Raw genomic sequence first — 15,034 nt, 5'->3', positions numbered from 1 at the left:
CAACAAAAAGCCCCTGTCACCATAGCGGTGACAGGGGCTTTTTTATAACCGGTGGAATCAGAACTGCGATTGCAGGTAGTTTTCCAGGCCGATCAACTTGATCAGGCCCAACTGCTTTTCCAGCCAGTAGGTGTGATCTTCTTCAGTATCGTTCAACTGTACGCGCAGGATTTCCCGGGTCACGTAGTCGTTGTGCTTCTCGCAAAGCTCAATGCCCTTGCACAGTGCGGCGCGGACTTTGTACTCCAGGCGCAAGTCGCTGGCGAGCATCTCAGGCACTGTGGTGCCGGCATCCAGGTCGTCAGGACGCATGCGCGGCGTGCCTTCGAGCATCAGGATACGACGCATCAGCGCGTCGGCGTGCTGTGCCTCTTCTTCCATTTCGTGGTTGATACGCTCGTAGAGCTCAGTAAAGCCCCAGTCTTCGTACATACGCGAGTGAATGAAATATTGGTCACGAGCTGCCAGTTCGCCCGTCAGCAACGTGTTGAGGTAATCGATTACGTCGGGGTGACCTTGCATCGCCCTACATCTCCCTGCTTGAAAGACCCTAGTTTGAACCATGCAGACCTGCAGGTCACGGGACGAACGGCAGAAAAGTGAAGATTTCCGGAGAAAAGTAGCTGAAATAACGCAAAAACCGCCCAAATGAGGGCGGTTCTGCTTATCACTTAGAGTTAGTTAATCGATACACCCAGCGCAGTTGCGATTCCTTCTCCATAAGCCGGATCTGCCTTGAAGAAGTGTTGCAGCTGACGTTGAACCACATCACTGGAAACACCCGCCATCGCGCCGGCGATGTTGTTGATCAACAGCGTTTTTTGCTCAGCATTCATCAAGCGGAACAGCGCACCGGCGTGGCTGTAGTAATCAGTATCCTCGCGGTGATCATAACGATCCGCTGCACCGCTCAGAGCCAGGGCAGGCTCTGCGTACTGTGGAGCTTGTTTTGGTGCATCGGCGTAGCTGTTTGGCTCGTAGTTGGGAGCCGCGCCACCGTTGCTGCCAAACGCCATGGAGCCATCACGCTGGTAGTTGTGGACCGGACTGCGCGAAGCATTCACCGGCAGGTGCTGATGGTTGGTGCCAATACGGTAGCGGTGCGCATCGGCGTAAGCGAACACACGGCCCTGGAGCATGCGGTCCGGCGACAAACCGACACCCGGCACCATATTGCTTGGACCGAACGCTGCCTGCTCCACTTCGGCGAAGTAGTTCAGCGGGTTGCGGTTCAATTCCAACTCACCCACTTCAATCAGCGGAAACTCTTTCTGCGACCAGGTTTTGGTCACATCGAAGGGATTCTCGTAGTGAGCATTGGCCTGGGCCTCAGTCATGATCTGGATGCACACACGCCATTTAGGGAAATCTCCGCGCTCAATGGCCTCAAACAGGTCGCGCTGGGCGTAATCCGGATCGGTACCGGCCAGGCGGGCTGCATCGGCAGGCGCGAGGTTCTTGATGCCCTGCTTGGTCTTGTAGTGCCACTTCACCCAGTGACGCTCGCCATTGGCGCTGATCAGGCTGTAGGTGTGGCTGCCAAAACCATGCATGTGACGGTAGCCGTCCGGGATGCCGCGGTCCGAGAACAGGATGGTGACCTGGTGCAGCGCCTCGGGTGAATGCGACCAGAAGTCCCACATCATCTGTGCACTTTTCAGGTTGCTTTGCGGCAGGCGTTTTTGAGTGTGGATAAAGTCCGGGAATTTCAGCGGGTCACGGATGAAGAATATCGGGGTGTTGTTGCCCACGATGTCCCAGTTACCTTCTTCGGTATAGAACTTGAGTGCGAAGCCACGTGGATCGCGCTCGGTATCTGCCGAGCCGCGCTCGCCACCGACTGTAGAGAAACGCAGGAAGGTCGGCGTCTGCTTACCAACAGCTTCAAACAGTTTGGCGCTGGTGTATTGGGTAATGTCTTTGGTAACCGTGAACGTGCCATACGCTCCCGAGCCTTTGGCGTGTACACGTCGCTCTGGGATGTTTTCACGGTTGAAGTGGGCCAGCTTCTCGATCAGGTGAAAGTCGTCGAGCAGCAACGGGCCACGCGGGCCGGCGGAACGGGAATTCTGGTTGTCAGCAACGGGAGCGCCACTGGCGGTCGTAAGGGTTTTATTCTGGCTCATGCTCAATCTCCTCAGGTCAGTCTTGGAACTGCCGGCTAATCGGCTTAGAGGGAGTATTGACCATCAGCATGACGTCTACAAATTCATATAATTGTCGGCATCAATAGAAAAAAACTACCGTCACCTCCCTCTCCATAGCACCAGTATCAAGATTGAGGAGCGCTGCTTAAATAGGATTTGTCTTACTTCAAAAACAAAAAACCGGGCACTAGGCCCGGTTTTTCGTTGCAGACTGTCGTCTTACTCGGCGGATACAGCTTCGCCAGCAGTAGCACGATCAACCAACTCGACGTACGCCATAGGCGCGTTGTCGCCAGTGCGGAAACCGCACTTGAGGATGCGCAGGTAGCCACCCTCACGGGTAGCGTAGCGCTTGCCCAGGTCGTTGAAGAGCTTACCAACGATAGCTTTCGAACGAGTACGGTCGAAAGCCAGACGGCGGTTAGCCAGGCTGTCTGTCTTGGCCAAAGTGATCAGCGGCTCAGCAACGCGACGCAGTTCTTTGGCTTTCGGCAGTGTAGTTTTGATCAGCTCGTGCTCGAACAGCGACACCGCCATGTTTTGAAACATGGCCTTGCGGTGCGAGCTGGTACGGCTCAGGTGACGACCACTTTTACGATGACGCATGGTTCATTCCTTACCAAACTCACGTTCGGTGATTACGACGATCAGGCAGTCGCCTTGTCGTCCTTCTTAAGACTTGCAGGCGGCCAGTTGTCGAGGCGCATGCCGAGGGACAGACCGCGGGAGGCCAGAACGTCCTTGATTTCAGTCAAGGATTTCTTGCCCAGGTTCGGAGTCTTCAACAGTTCTACTTCGGTGCGCTGGATCAGGTCACCGATGTAGTAAATGTTTTCCGCCTTAAGGCAGTTAGCCGAACGTACAGTCAGTTCCAGATCGTCAACCGGGCGAAGCAGGATCGGATCGATCTCGTCTTCCTGCTCGATTACCACTGGTTCGCTGTCACCTTTGAGGTCGACGAACGCAGCCAACTGCTGTTGCAGGATGGTTGCAGCGCGGCGAATAGCCTCTTCAGGATCCAGAGTACCGTTGGTTTCCAGATCAATAACCAGCTTGTCCAGGTTAGTACGCTGCTCGACACGGGCGTTTTCCACCACGTATGCGATGCGGCGAACCGGGCTGAACGAAGAGTCAAGCTGCAAGCGACCAATGCTGCGGCTTTCGTCTTCATCGCTCTGACGCGAGTCGGCCGGTTCATAACCACGACCACGAGCTACAGTGAGCTTCATGTTCAGGGCGCCGTTAGACGCCAGGTTAGCGATTACGTGATCGGGGTTAACGATCTCGACATCATGATCCAGCTGAATATCGGCAGCGGTAACCACCCCCGAACCCTTCTTCGACAAGGTCAGCGTAACTTCGTCACGGCCGTGCAGCTTGATAGCCAGACCTTTAAGGTTCAACAGGATTTCAATTACGTCTTCCTGTACACCTTCGATGGCGCTGTACTCGTGGAGCACACCGTCAATCTCGGCCTCGACTACTGCACAGCCGGGCATTGAGGACAACAGGATGCGGCGCAGCGCGTTGCCCAGGGTGTGGCCAAAACCACGCTCGAGAGGCTCGAGAGTGATCTTGGCGCGGGTTGGACTGACAACCTGCACATCAATATGGCGGGGTGTCAGGAACTCATTTACCGAAATCTGCATGGATGCACCTATTTTCTAGCCCTTACTTGGAGTAGAGCTCGACAATCAGGCTTTCGTTGATGTCGGCGGACAGATCACTGCGAGCAGGAACGTTCTTGAAAACGCCCGACTTCTTCTCAGTGTCTACTTCTACCCATTCTACGCGGCCACGTTGGGCACACAGATCGAGAGCTTGGACAATGCGAAGCTGGTTTTTTGCTTTCTCGCGAATCGCGACAACGTCACCAGCACGAACCTGGTAGGACGGAACGTTAACGGTTTGGCCGTTTACGCTGACGGATTTGTGCGATACCAGCTGACGGGATTCGGCACGAGTCGAACCAAAGCCCATACGGTATACAACGTTGTCCAGACGGCATTCGAGCAGTTGCAGCAGGTTTTCACCGGTTGCACCTTTCTTGCCAGCAGCTTCTTTGTAGTAGCCGCTGAACTGACGCTCGAGAACGCCGTAGATACGACGGACCTTCTGCTTTTCACGCAGTTGGGTGCCGTAGTCGGACTGGCGACCGCGGCGTTGGCCGTGGATACCAGGTGCTGCTTCAATGTTGCACTTCGATTCGATCGCGCGCACGCCGCTCTTCAGAAAGAGATCGGTGCCTTCGCGACGAGCGAGTTTGCATTTTGGACCAATGTAACGAGCCATTCTTTACAATCTCCTGGATTACACGCGGCGCTTCTTCGGCGGACGGCACCCGTTGTGCGGGATTGGCGTCACGTCGGTGATGCTGGCGATCTTATAGCCACAGCCGTTCAAAGCACGGACAGCAGACTCACGACCTGGACCTGGACCCTTGACGTTAACGTCGAGGTTTTTCAGGCCATATTCCAGCGCAGCTTGACCAGCACGTTCAGCAGCTACTTGAGCAGCGAACGGGGTGGACTTGCGGGAACCGCGGAAACCCGAACCACCGGAGGTAGCCCAAGAAAGCGCGTTACCTTGACGGTCGGTGATGGTCACGATGGTGTTGTTAAAAGATGCATGGATGTGGGCGATGCCATCAACCACTGTCTTTTTAACTTTTTTACGAGGACGAGCAGCAGGTTTTGCCATGATAATTTTCCTGTCGATTCGCTGGGGCGATTACTTGCGGATCGGCTTACGCGGACCTTTACGGGTACGCGCGTTAGTCTTGGTACGCTGACCGCGTACTGGAAGACCACGACGATGACGCAGACCGCGATAGCAACCGAGGTCCATCAAACGCTTGATTTTCATGTTGATTTCGCGACGCAGGTCACCTTCAGTGGTGAACTTCGCCACTTCGCCACGCAGCAATTCAATCTGCTCGTCGCTCAGATCCTTGATCTTAGCGGCTGGGTTTACCCCAGCAACTGCGCAAATTTTCTGCGCAGTAGTGCGACCAACACCATAGATGTAGGTCAGCGAGATAACAGTGTGCTTGTTATCTGGAATGTTAACGCCTGCAATACGGGCCATTCAGTGGGACTCCAATTGACAGCTACCTACGCCCCGGAAGCCAAGAAATAGGGCGCGAGATAATATCGCTGTAATAACAAATAATCAACCCGGCAGCGCACTAGCTGCCGGGCTTCAAGCGGATCACACTCAGCCTTGGCGCTGTTTGTGACGCGGTTCCGCGCTGCAAATTACTCGAACAACACCTTCGCGGCGAATAATTTTGCAGTTACGGCACAGCTTTTTCACCGATGCACGAACTTTCATCACCAACTCCTCGAACCTTATGGGGTACTCAGCGCAACATGCCGCTGCCGTAGCCCTTCAGGTTGGCTTTCTTCATCAGGGATTCGTACTGGTGCGAAACGAGGTGCGATTGTACTTGGGACATGAAGTCCATCACAACCACGACGACGATCAGCAACGAGGTCCCGCCAAGGTAGAACGGAACGTTGGCTGCAACCACCAGAAACTGGGGTAGCAAGCACACGGCCGTCATATATAGAGCACCGAACAGGGTCAAACGAGTCAGAACGCCATCAATATAGCGCGCCGACTGCTCGCCTGGACGAATACCCGGAATAAAGGCACCGGACTTCTTCAGGTTTTCCGCTACGTCTTTCGGATTGAACATCAACGCCGTATAGAAGAAGCAGAAGAAAATAATCCCTGCACTAAACAGCAGAATATTCAACGGCTGACCAGGAGCGATCGACTGCGAGATGTCCTGCAACCAGCCCATACCTTCAGACTGACCGAACCAGGCACCCAACGAAGCCGGAAACAGCAAAATGCTGCTCGCGAAGATAGCAGGAATAACACCGGCCATATTCACTTTCAGCGGCAAGTGGCTGGTCTGCGCGGCAAAGACCTTACGGCCCTGCTGACGCTTGGCGTAGTGAACAGCAATACGACGCTGGCCACGCTCAATGAACACCACAAAACCGATAATCGCTACTGCCAGCAAACCGATGGCAACCAAGGCGAAGATATTGATATCACCCTGACGTGCAGACTCGAAAGACTGCCCGATTGCCCTCGGAAGACCGGCGACGATACCTGCGAAAATCAACATCGAGATACCGTTGCCAACACCACGCTCAGTAATCTGCTCACCCAGCCACATCATGAACATCGCACCAGCCACAAATGTGGTTACCGCGACGAAATGGAAGCCAAAGTCACCAGTGAACGCTACGCCCTGCCCTGCCAGACCGATGGACATGCCAACAGCCTGGACGAGAGCAAGAACGACAGTGAGGTAGCGGGTGTACTGGCTAATCTTGCGACGACCAGCTTCACCTTCCTTCTTCAACTGCTCCAGCTGCGGGCTGACGGCGCTCATCAACTGCATGATGATCGATGCCGAAATGTACGGCATGATCCCCAGTGCAAAGATGCTCATCCGTTCCAGCGCGCCGCCGGAAAACATGTTGAACAAGCTAAGAATGGTCCCCTCATTCTGTCGAAACAGGTCTGCGAGTCGGTCCGGGTTGATACCTGGAACCGGGATGTGTGCGCCTATTCGGTAGACGATAATCGCCAGGAACAGAAAACGCAGACGAGCCCAAAGTTCAGACATACCGCCTTTGCCGAGCGCTGAGAGAGCACCTTGCTTAGCCATTTATTCCTCGAACTTGCCGCCAGCTGCTTCGATAGCCGAACGCGCACCTTTGGTGGCGCCGATTCCCTTGCCGATAGTGACAGCGCGAGTCACTTCACCGGACAGCATGATTTTCACACGCTGTACGTTGACGTTGATCACGTTGGCATCTTTCAGGGTCTGCAGAGTAACGATGTCGCCTTCCACTTTAGCCAGCTCGGACAAACGCACTTCTGCGCGATCCATGGCTTTCAGGGAAACGAAACCGAACTTCGGCAGGCGACGATGCAGCGGCTGTTGACCGCCTTCAAAGCCTGGAGCAATGGTGCCACCGGAGCGGGAGGTCTGACCTTTGTGGCCACGGCCACCAGTCTTACCCAAACCGCTACCGATACCACGGCCCGGACGATGCTTTTCGCGACGGGAACCCGGCGCTGGACTCAGATCATTGAGTTTCATCGATTAACCCTCGACACGCAGCATGTAGTAAGCCTTGTTGATCATCCCGCGATTCTCGGGAGTATCCTGGACTTCTACAGTGTGACCGATGCGACGCAGACCCAAACCCTTAACGCACAATTTGTGGTTAGGGATGCGGCCGGTCATGCTTTTGATCAGCGTTACTTTAACGGTAGCCATGATCAGAAGATCTCCTTGACGCTTTTGCCACGCTTGGCGGCAATGGATTCAGGAGACTGCATAGCTTTCAAACCCTTGAAAGTGGCGTGAACCACGTTTACCGGGTTAGTCGAGCCGTAGCACTTGGCCAGAACGTTCTGAACGCCAGCAACTTCGAGGACAGCACGCATAGCGCCGCCAGCGATGATACCGGTACCTTCAGAAGCAGGCTGCATGTACACCTTCGAAGCGCCGTGAGCGGACTTCATTGCGTACTGCAGAGTGGTGCCGTTCAGGTCAACTTGGATCATGTTGCGACGAGCAGCTTCCATTGCCTTCTGGATCGCAGCAGGCACTTCACGCGACTTGCCACGGCCGAAGCCAACACGGCCCTTACCATCACCTACCACGGTCAACGCGGTGAAAGTGAAGATACGGCCGCCTTTAACGGTTTTGGCTACGCGATTAACTTGAACCAGCTTCTCAATGTAGCCTTCGTCGCGCTTTTGGTCGTTATTTGACATAACTTAGAACTCCAGCCCAGCTTCACGAGCAGCATCAGCCAGCGCTTTCACGCGGCCGTGGTACTTGAAGCCAGAGCGGTCGAAAGCCACTTGCGAGACGCCAGCGGCCTTAGCACGCGTAGCGACCAGCTGGCCAACCTTAGTGGCCGCGTCGATGTTGCCAGTGGCACCATCACGCAGTTCTTTATCCAAAGTCGAGGCGCTTGCCAGGACTTTGTTGCCGTCGGCCGAGATGACCTGGGCGTAGATGTGCTGCGACGAGCGGAACACGCAGAGACGCACGACTTCGAGTTCGTGCATTTTCAGGCGTGCTTTGCGAGCGCGACGCAGTCGAGTAACTTTTTTGTCGGTCATTTGCTATGCCCTACTTCTTCTTGGCTTCTTTACGACGGACGACTTCGTCCGCGTAGCGCACACCTTTGCCTTTGTACGGCTCTGGTGGACGGAAGTCGCGGATCTCGGCAGCCACTTGACCTACCAGCTGCTTATCGATGCCCTTGATCAGGATATCGGTCTGGCTAGGAGTTTCAGCGGTGATGCCTTCCGGCAGTTCGTAATCCACTGGGTGCGAGAAGCCAAGGGCCAGGTTCAAAACCGTGCCTTTTGCTTGCGCTTTGTAACCAACACCGACCAGCTGGAGCTTGCGCTCGAAGCCTTGGCTTACGCCTTGGACCATGTTGTTTACCAACGCACGCGTGGTACCGGCCATTGCGCGAGTTTGTTGATCGCCATTGCGAGCAGCGAAACGCAGCTCACCAGCTTCTTCAACGATCTCAACGGACGAATGGATGTTCAGTTCAAGAGTACCCTTGGCACCCTTCACCGAAAGCTGTTGGCCTGCGAATTTTACTTCGACACCGGCTGGCAGCTTAACGGGGTTCTTAGCGACGCGAGACATGCTTATCCCCCCTTAGAACACAGTGCAAAGAACTTCGCCGCCGACACCGGCAGCGCGCGCAGCACGATCCGTCATCACACCTTTGTTGGTGGAGACGATAGACACGCCAAGACCGCCACGAACTTTCGGCAGATCTTCAACGGACTTGTACTGACGCAGGCCTGGACGGCTAACGCGCTTCACTTCCTCGATGACCGGACGGCCTTCGAAGTACTTCAGCTCGATGGACAGCAGTGGCTTGATTTCGCTGCTGATCTGATAACCCGCAATGTAGCCTTCGTCTTTCAGGACTTTGGCAACAGCTACCTTCAACGTGGAAGATGGCATGCTTACGACGGACTTTTCAGCCATCTGGGCATTACGGATACGAGTTAGCATGTCCGCTAACGGGTCCTGCATACTCATGGGCTAGACGCTCCTAATACAAAAAAATTAGCCTTGCGGCTACATATGTCACCGAGAATCTCCGGGCATAAAACACACGGGCTCAGGCGAGCCGCGTATTTTAGACACACTGCGGAAATGAAACAAGCCCCAAAAGGGGCTTGTTCCAGATTCTAGGCCACCGGCGGTCAGTATCTTGCGATCCTGGCCACCTGGACTTCGAAAGTACTTACCAGCTGGCTTTAACCAGACCTGGTACGTCACCACGCATTGCCGCTTCACGCAGTTTGTTACGGCCAAGGCCGAACTTGCGGTAAACGCCGTGTGGACGACCGGTCAGGCGGCAGCGGTTACGCATGCGCGAAGCGCTTGCGTCACGTGGCTGCTTCTGCAGAGCTACTGTAGCTTCCCAACGCGCTTCTGGACTTGCGTTCAGATCAACGATGATAGCTTTCAGTGCTGCACGCTTCTTGGCGTACTTGGCAACCGTGAGCTGACGCTTCAGCTCGCGGTTTTTCATGCTCATCTTGGCCATGGTCCTACTCCAATCAGTTGCGGAACGGGAATTTGAACGCACGCAGCAGAGCGCGGCCTTCATCATCGTTCTTGGCAGTGGTGGTCAGGGTGATGTCCAGACCGCGGAGAGCATCGATCTTGTCGTAGTCGATTTCCGGGAAGATGATCTGCTCTTTCACGCCCATGCTGTAGTTACCACGACCATCGAAGGACTTGGCATTCAGGCCGCGGAAGTCGCGAACCCGAGGCAGGGAGATCGACAGCAGACGATCCAGGAACTCGTACATACGCTCACGGCGCAGAGTCACTTTGACACCGATCGGCCAACCTTCACGGACTTTAAAGCCAGCGATGGATTTCCGAGCGTAAGTCACAACGACTTTTTGACCGGTGATCTTTTCCAGGTCAGCAACAGCGTGCTCGATGACTTTTTTGTCGCCGATCGCTTCGCCCAGACCCATGTTCAGGGTGATTTTGGTAACGCGCGGAACTTCCATCACGTTCGAAAGCTTAAGTTCTTCCTTAAGCTTCGGAGCGATTTCCTTCCGGTAAATCTCTTTTAGTCGTGCCATGGTCTTATCTACCTAGCAGTGTTCAAGCATCAACCGCTTTTTGGGTCGACTTGAAGACACGAATTTTCTTACCGTCTTCTACTTTGAAACCAACGCGGTCAGCCTTGTTGGTTTCGCCATTGAAGATGGCGACGTTAGAAGCGTGCAATGGCGCTTCTTTCTCGACGATACCGCCCTGTACGCCCGACGCGGGGTTAGGCTTGGTATGACGCTTGACCAGGTTCAGACCACCAATGACCAGACGGTCATCAGCAAGAACCTTCAGCACCTTACCGCGCTTACCTTTGTCTTTGCCGGCGATCACGATGATCTCGTCGTCACGACGAATCTTTTGCATGTCGGATCTCCTTACAGCACTTCTGGGGCGAGCGAGACGATCTTCATGAACTTCTCAGTACGAAGTTCACGGGTCACTGGCCCAAAGATACGGGTGCCGATCGGCTCTTGCTTGTTGTTCAGAAGAACAGCAGCGTTGCCATCAAAGCGGATAATGGAGCCATCAGCACGGCGTACGCCGTGACGAGTGCGGACTACAACAGCAGTCATCACTTGGCCTTTTTTCACTTTACCGCGAGGAATTGCTTCCTTGACGGTAACTTTGATGATGTCACCGATACCAGCGTAACGACGATGGGAGCCACCCAGCACCTTGATGCACATAACACGGCGAGCGCCGCTGTTATCGGCCACATCGAGCATGGATTGAGTCTGAATCATATAATTTCTCCGACCCCTAGTCCTTAGACTTCCACAGCGCGTTCGAGAACATCAACCAGTGCCCAAGACTTGGTCTTGGCCAGCGGACGAGTTTCACGAATAGTGACTTTGTCGCCGATGTGGCACTGATTGGTTTCGTCGTGCGCGTGCAGCTTAGTCGAACGCTTAACATATTTACCGTAGATCGGGTGCTTAACGCGACGCTCGATCAAAACGGTGATGGTTTTGTCCATCTTGTCGCTGACAACACGGCCAGTCAGCGTACGGACAGTCTTTTCGGCTTCAGCCATGATCACTTACCTGCCTGCTGGTTGAGCACAGTCTTCACGCGAGCGATGTCACGCTTAACTTGCGAGAGCAGATGAGACTGCCCCAACTGGCCAGTTGCTTTCTGCATACGCAGATTGAACTGGTCGCGCAGCAGGCCGAGCAGTTGCTCGTTCAGCTGCTGTGCGGATTTTTCACGAAGTTCATTCGCTTTCATCACATCACCGTCCGTTTAACAAAGGCGGTGGCGAGCGGCAGCTTTGCAGCAGCCAGGGCAAAAGCCTCACGCGCCAGCTCTTCAGTTACACCCTCGATTTCATACAGGACTTTGCCTGGCTGAATCTGGGCTACCCAGTATTCCACGTTACCCTTACCTTTACCCATCCGAACCTCAAGAGGCTTTTTGGAGATCGGCTTGTCCGGGAATACACGGATCCAGATCTTGCCGCCACGTTTTACGTGACGGGTCAGTGCACGACGCGCTGACTCGATCTGACGAGCGGTGAGACGACCACGAGCTACAGACTTCAGCGCGAACTCGCCGAAGCTGACTTTGCTACCGCGCTGAGCCAGACCACGGTTGTGGCCTGTCATCTGCTTGCGGAACTTCGTACGCTTAGGTTGCAACATTTGGCGTACCCCTTACTTAGCAGCTTTTTTACGAGGCGCTGGTGCTTGTGGTTTCAGTTCTTCTTGGCGACCACCAATTACTTCGCCTTTGAAGATCCAAACCTTTACACCGATCACACCGTAAGTGGTGTGAGCTTCGTAGTTGGCATAGTCGATGTCGGCACGCAGGGTGTGCAACGGCACACGACCTTCGCGATACCATTCAGTACGTGCGATTTCAGCACCGCCGAGACGACCGCTCACTTGGATTTTGATGCCCTTGGCACCAATACGCATGGCGTTTTGCACGGCGCGCTTCATAGCACGACGGAACATTACGCGGCGCTCCAGCTGCTGAGCTACGCTCTGCGCAACCAGCATACCGTCGAGCTCCGGCTTGCGGATCTCTTCGATATTGATGTGCACAGGCACACCCATTTGCTTGGTCAGGTCCTGACGCAGTTTCTCAACATCTTCACCTTTCTTCCCGATAACGATACCTGGACGAGCGGTGTGGATGGTGATACGTGCAGTTTGGGCCGGACGATGGATATCGATACGGCTTACGGACGCGCTTTTTAGTTTGTCTTGGAGATACTCACGCACCTTCAGATCAGCGAACAAATAGTCCGCATAAGTCCGACCGTCTGCGTACCAGACGGAGGTGTGCTCCTTGACGATTCCCAGGCGAATGCCAATGGGATGTACTTTCTGACCCATCTCTTCGACTCCGTTACTTGTCAGCAACCTTGACAGTGATATGGCAAGACCGCTTGACGATGCGATCAGCACGGCCTTTGGCACGCGGCATGATACGCTTCAGCGAACGCCCTTCGTTGACGAAAACGGTGCTGACCTTCAGGTCATCAACGTCTGCGCCTTCGTTATGCTCGGCGTTGGCTACGGCCGACTCCAGCACTTTCTTCATGATCTCGGCGGCTTTCTTACTGCTGAAAGCCAACAGGTTGAGCGCTTCGCCCACCTTCTTCCCGCGGATCTGGTCGGCGACCAAGCGGGCTTTCTGGGCGGAGATTCGAGCGCCCGACAACTTAGCGGCTACTTCCATTTCCTAACCCCTTAACGCTTGGCTTTCTTGTCTGCCACGTGCCCACGGTAAGTGCGGGTACCGGCAAACTCGCCCAGTTTGTGGCCGACCATGTCTTCGTTAACGAGAACTGGGACGTGTTGGCGACCGTTGTGTACTGCGATGGTCAAACCGACCATTTGTGGCAGGATCATAGAACGGCGCGACCAGGTCTTAACTGGTTTGCGATCGTTCTTTTCCGCCGCCACTTCGATCTTCTTCAGTAGGTGAAGATCAATAAAAGGACCTTTTTTCAGAGAACGTGGCACTGTCGTATCCCTCTATTTACTTGCGACGACGGACGATCATTTTGTCGGTACGCTTATTACCACGAGTCTTCGCGCCCTTAGTCGGGAAGCCCCATGGCGATACCGGATGACGACCACCAGAGGTACGACCTTCACCACCACCGTGTGGGTGGTCAACCGGGTTCATGGCAACACCACGAACGGTTGGGCGAACGCCACGCCAGCGTTTGGCACCAGCTTTACCCAGCGAACGCAGGCTGTGCTCGGAGTTCGAGACTTCGCCCAGGGTCGCACGGCATTCAGCCAGCACTTTACGCATCTCACCAGAACGCAGACGCAGGGTCACGTAGACACCTTCACGAGCGATCAGCTGAGCCGAAGCACCAGCGGAACGAGCGATCTGTGCGCCTTTACCTGGCTTCAATTCGATGCCGTGTACGGTGCTACCAACTGGAATGTTACGCAGTTGCAGAGCGTTGCCCGGCTTGATCGGTGCCAGAGCACCTGCGATCAGCTGGTCGCCAGCACTCACGCCTTTAGGCGCGATGATGTAGCGACGCTCGCCATCTGCGTACAGCAGCAGAGCGATGTGAGCAGTACGGTTTGGATCGTATTCGATACGCTCGACAGTGGCAGAGATGCCATCTTTGTCGTTGCGACGGAAATCGACCAGACGATAATGCTGCTTATGGCCACCACCGATGTGACGAGTGGTAATGCGACCATTGTTGTTACGACCACCAGTCTTCGATTTCTTCTCGAGCAGCGGTGCGTGAGGAGCGCCTTTATGCAGCTCCTGGTTGACCACCTTGACCACAAAACGGCGGCCAGGGGAAGTCGGTTTGCATTTAACGATTGCCATGATGCACCCCTTCCTTACTCAGCACTGCTGCTGAAATCGAGATCTTGGCCTGGCTGAAGGGAGATAACTGCCTTCTTCCAGTCATTACGCTTGCCCAGACCGCGAGCAGTGCGCTTGCTCTTACCCAGAACATTCAGGGTAGTAACACGCTCTACTTTCACGCTGAACAGGCTTTCGACGGCCTTCTTGATTTCCAGCTTGGTTGCGTCAGTTGCAACCTTGAAAACGAACTGGCCTTTCTTGTCAGCCAGAACCGTAGCCTTTTCGGAAACGTGCGGGCCAAGCAGAACTTTAAATACGCGTTCCTGGTTCATCCCAGCAGCTCCTCGAATTTCTTCACGGCCGACACGGTGATCAACACCTTGTCGTATGCGATCAGACTAACTGGATCGGAACCTTGCACGTCACGTACATCAACGTGTGGCAGGTTGCGAGCAGCCAGGTACAGGTTCTGATCAACAGCTTCGGACACGATCAGAACGTCGGTCAGATTCATGTTGTTCAGCTTGCCCAGCAGATCTTTGGTTTTCGGACCTTCAACAGCGAAGTCTTGAACCACGACCAGACGATCAGTACGCACGAGTTCAGCAAGGATGGAGCGCAGTGCTGCGCGGTACATCTTCTTGTTGAGCTTCTGAGAGTGATCCTGTGGACGAGCTGCGAAAGTGGTACCGCCGCCACGCCAGATTGGGCTACGGATAGTACCGGCACGAGCACGGCCAGTACCTTTCTGACGCCAAGGGCGCTTACCGCCACCACGAACGTCGGAACGGGTCTTTTGCTGCTTGCTACCTTGACGGCCGCCGGCCATGTAGGCCACGACTGCTTGGTGAACGAGCGTCTCGTTGAATTCGCCGCCAAATGTCAGTTCGGAAACTTCGATCGCTTGAGCGTCATTTACATTTAATTGCATGTCAGC

The 15,034-nt window shown here is 54.6% G+C and carries 28 protein-coding genes; all 28 read right to left on the bottom strand.

Annotated elements, in window-relative coordinates:
• Nucleotides 1-57: 57 nt before the first annotated feature.
• The 28 genes from bfr to rplD all read right to left on the bottom strand — a co-directional run bounded on the left by bfr (nt 58) and on the right by rplD (nt 15,028).
• Nucleotides 58-522, bottom strand: a complete 465-nt coding sequence (gene bfr / locus H097_RS18820) for a bacterioferritin (RefSeq protein ID WP_032861615.1) — start codon at nt 520-522, stop codon at nt 58-60.
• A 155-nt stretch (nt 523-677) separates the two neighbouring features.
• Nucleotides 678-2,126, bottom strand: coding sequence for a catalase (locus tag H097_RS18815; RefSeq protein WP_032861614.1), 1,449 nt, complete (start codon nt 2,124-2,126; stop codon nt 678-680).
• 240 nt (nt 2,127-2,366) lie between these two features.
• A complete protein-coding gene (rplQ, locus tag H097_RS18810) occupies nt 2,367-2,753 on the bottom strand; it encodes a 50S ribosomal protein L17 (protein WP_007918448.1) in 387 nt (128 codons plus the stop codon).
• 41 nt (nt 2,754-2,794) lie between these two features.
• Nucleotides 2,795-3,796: a DNA-directed RNA polymerase subunit alpha gene (rpoA, locus tag H097_RS18805; protein WP_003176403.1), complete on the bottom strand. Its 1,002-nt coding sequence runs from the start codon at nt 3,794-3,796 to the stop codon at nt 2,795-2,797.
• A 22-nt stretch (nt 3,797-3,818) separates the two neighbouring features.
• On the bottom strand, nt 3,819-4,439 hold the full coding sequence (rpsD, locus tag H097_RS18800; protein ID WP_003210056.1) for a 30S ribosomal protein S4: 621 nt from the start codon (nt 4,437-4,439) through the stop codon (nt 3,819-3,821).
• An 18-nt stretch (nt 4,440-4,457) separates the two neighbouring features.
• Nucleotides 4,458-4,847 (bottom strand): 30S ribosomal protein S11, encoded by a 390-nt coding sequence (gene rpsK, locus H097_RS18795; protein WP_002555466.1) that lies wholly within the window; start codon nt 4,845-4,847, stop codon nt 4,458-4,460.
• A 30-nt stretch (nt 4,848-4,877) separates the two neighbouring features.
• Entirely contained in the window at nt 4,878-5,234 is a 357-nt protein-coding gene (gene rpsM, locus H097_RS18790) for a 30S ribosomal protein S13 (RefSeq protein WP_024077676.1), read from the bottom strand.
• Nucleotides 5,235-5,363: 129 nt separating this feature from the next.
• The gene (rpmJ, locus tag H097_RS27890; RefSeq protein WP_002555468.1) at nt 5,364-5,480 is read right to left on the bottom strand and encodes a 50S ribosomal protein L36; all 117 of its coding nucleotides are present in this window, start codon (nt 5,478-5,480) and stop codon (nt 5,364-5,366) included.
• A 28-nt stretch (nt 5,481-5,508) separates the two neighbouring features.
• A complete protein-coding gene (gene secY, locus H097_RS18785) occupies nt 5,509-6,837 on the bottom strand; it encodes a preprotein translocase subunit SecY (protein ID WP_018612224.1) in 1,329 nt (442 codons plus the stop codon).
• Nucleotides 6,838-7,275 carry a 50S ribosomal protein L15 gene (rplO, locus tag H097_RS18780; protein WP_016969471.1) on the bottom strand — a complete coding sequence of 146 codons (438 nt, stop codon included), beginning with the start codon at nt 7,273-7,275 and terminating at the stop codon, nt 6,838-6,840.
• A 3-nt stretch (nt 7,276-7,278) separates the two neighbouring features.
• On the bottom strand, nt 7,279-7,455 hold the full coding sequence (gene rpmD, locus H097_RS18775; RefSeq protein ID WP_003176408.1) for a 50S ribosomal protein L30: 177 nt from the start codon (nt 7,453-7,455) through the stop codon (nt 7,279-7,281).
• Between the two features lie 2 nt (nt 7,456-7,457).
• Nucleotides 7,458-7,958, bottom strand: coding sequence for a 30S ribosomal protein S5 (rpsE, locus tag H097_RS18770; protein WP_003186035.1), 501 nt, complete (start codon nt 7,956-7,958; stop codon nt 7,458-7,460).
• A gap of 3 nt (nt 7,959-7,961) precedes the next feature.
• Nucleotides 7,962-8,312, bottom strand: coding sequence for a 50S ribosomal protein L18 (rplR, locus tag H097_RS18765; protein WP_003186037.1), 351 nt, complete (start codon nt 8,310-8,312; stop codon nt 7,962-7,964).
• A gap of 10 nt (nt 8,313-8,322) precedes the next feature.
• The gene (rplF, locus tag H097_RS18760; protein ID WP_003176412.1) at nt 8,323-8,856 is read right to left on the bottom strand and encodes a 50S ribosomal protein L6; all 534 of its coding nucleotides are present in this window, start codon (nt 8,854-8,856) and stop codon (nt 8,323-8,325) included.
• Between the two features lie 12 nt (nt 8,857-8,868).
• The gene (gene rpsH, locus H097_RS18755; RefSeq protein ID WP_017848802.1) at nt 8,869-9,261 is read right to left on the bottom strand and encodes a 30S ribosomal protein S8; all 393 of its coding nucleotides are present in this window, start codon (nt 9,259-9,261) and stop codon (nt 8,869-8,871) included.
• Nucleotides 9,262-9,469: 208 nt separating this feature from the next.
• Entirely contained in the window at nt 9,470-9,775 is a 306-nt protein-coding gene (gene rpsN, locus H097_RS18750) for a 30S ribosomal protein S14 (RefSeq protein ID WP_003176414.1), read from the bottom strand.
• 13 nt (nt 9,776-9,788) lie between these two features.
• The gene (gene rplE, locus H097_RS18745) at nt 9,789-10,328 is read right to left on the bottom strand and encodes a 50S ribosomal protein L5 (RefSeq protein ID WP_003210069.1); all 540 of its coding nucleotides are present in this window, start codon (nt 10,326-10,328) and stop codon (nt 9,789-9,791) included.
• A 22-nt stretch (nt 10,329-10,350) separates the two neighbouring features.
• A complete protein-coding gene (gene rplX / locus H097_RS18740) occupies nt 10,351-10,665 on the bottom strand; it encodes a 50S ribosomal protein L24 (RefSeq protein ID WP_029299388.1) in 315 nt (104 codons plus the stop codon).
• Nucleotides 10,666-10,676: 11 nt separating this feature from the next.
• Nucleotides 10,677-11,045: a 50S ribosomal protein L14 gene (gene rplN / locus H097_RS18735; RefSeq protein WP_002555479.1), complete on the bottom strand. Its 369-nt coding sequence runs from the start codon at nt 11,043-11,045 to the stop codon at nt 10,677-10,679.
• A gap of 23 nt (nt 11,046-11,068) precedes the next feature.
• On the bottom strand, nt 11,069-11,335 hold the full coding sequence (gene rpsQ, locus H097_RS18730; RefSeq protein ID WP_003176419.1) for a 30S ribosomal protein S17: 267 nt from the start codon (nt 11,333-11,335) through the stop codon (nt 11,069-11,071).
• 2 nt (nt 11,336-11,337) lie between these two features.
• The gene (gene rpmC / locus H097_RS18725) at nt 11,338-11,529 is read right to left on the bottom strand and encodes a 50S ribosomal protein L29 (RefSeq protein WP_002555481.1); all 192 of its coding nucleotides are present in this window, start codon (nt 11,527-11,529) and stop codon (nt 11,338-11,340) included.
• On the bottom strand, nt 11,529-11,942 hold the full coding sequence (rplP, locus tag H097_RS18720) for a 50S ribosomal protein L16 (protein ID WP_003232424.1): 414 nt from the start codon (nt 11,940-11,942) through the stop codon (nt 11,529-11,531). The genes rpmC and rplP overlap by 1 nt, the downstream gene beginning before the upstream one ends.
• A gap of 12 nt (nt 11,943-11,954) precedes the next feature.
• The gene (rpsC, locus tag H097_RS18715) at nt 11,955-12,641 is read right to left on the bottom strand and encodes a 30S ribosomal protein S3 (RefSeq protein WP_003176422.1); all 687 of its coding nucleotides are present in this window, start codon (nt 12,639-12,641) and stop codon (nt 11,955-11,957) included.
• Between the two features lie 13 nt (nt 12,642-12,654).
• On the bottom strand, nt 12,655-12,987 hold the full coding sequence (rplV, locus tag H097_RS18710) for a 50S ribosomal protein L22 (protein ID WP_003103908.1): 333 nt from the start codon (nt 12,985-12,987) through the stop codon (nt 12,655-12,657).
• 11 nt (nt 12,988-12,998) lie between these two features.
• Nucleotides 12,999-13,274 carry a 30S ribosomal protein S19 gene (gene rpsS / locus H097_RS18705; protein WP_002555486.1) on the bottom strand — a complete coding sequence of 92 codons (276 nt, stop codon included), beginning with the start codon at nt 13,272-13,274 and terminating at the stop codon, nt 12,999-13,001.
• A gap of 16 nt (nt 13,275-13,290) precedes the next feature.
• Complete coding sequence (gene rplB / locus H097_RS18700; RefSeq protein ID WP_003176423.1) at nt 13,291-14,115, bottom strand: 50S ribosomal protein L2; 825 nt, start codon at nt 14,113-14,115, stop codon at nt 13,291-13,293.
• 14 nt (nt 14,116-14,129) lie between these two features.
• Entirely contained in the window at nt 14,130-14,429 is a 300-nt protein-coding gene (gene rplW / locus H097_RS18695) for a 50S ribosomal protein L23 (protein WP_002555488.1), read from the bottom strand.
• Nucleotides 14,426-15,028, bottom strand: coding sequence for a 50S ribosomal protein L4 (rplD, locus tag H097_RS18690; protein ID WP_029299292.1), 603 nt, complete (start codon nt 15,026-15,028; stop codon nt 14,426-14,428). The genes rplW and rplD overlap by 4 nt, the downstream gene beginning before the upstream one ends.
• Nucleotides 15,029-15,034: the final 6 nt, after the last annotated feature.

It is taken from the genome of Pseudomonas sp. FH4, assembly GCF_000510915.2.
Classification (GTDB): Bacteria; Pseudomonadota; Gammaproteobacteria; order Pseudomonadales; family Pseudomonadaceae; genus Aquipseudomonas; species Aquipseudomonas brenneri.
The sequence above is the reverse complement of the archived record's forward strand: the minus strand, read 5'-3'. Positions and strand labels throughout refer to the sequence as shown.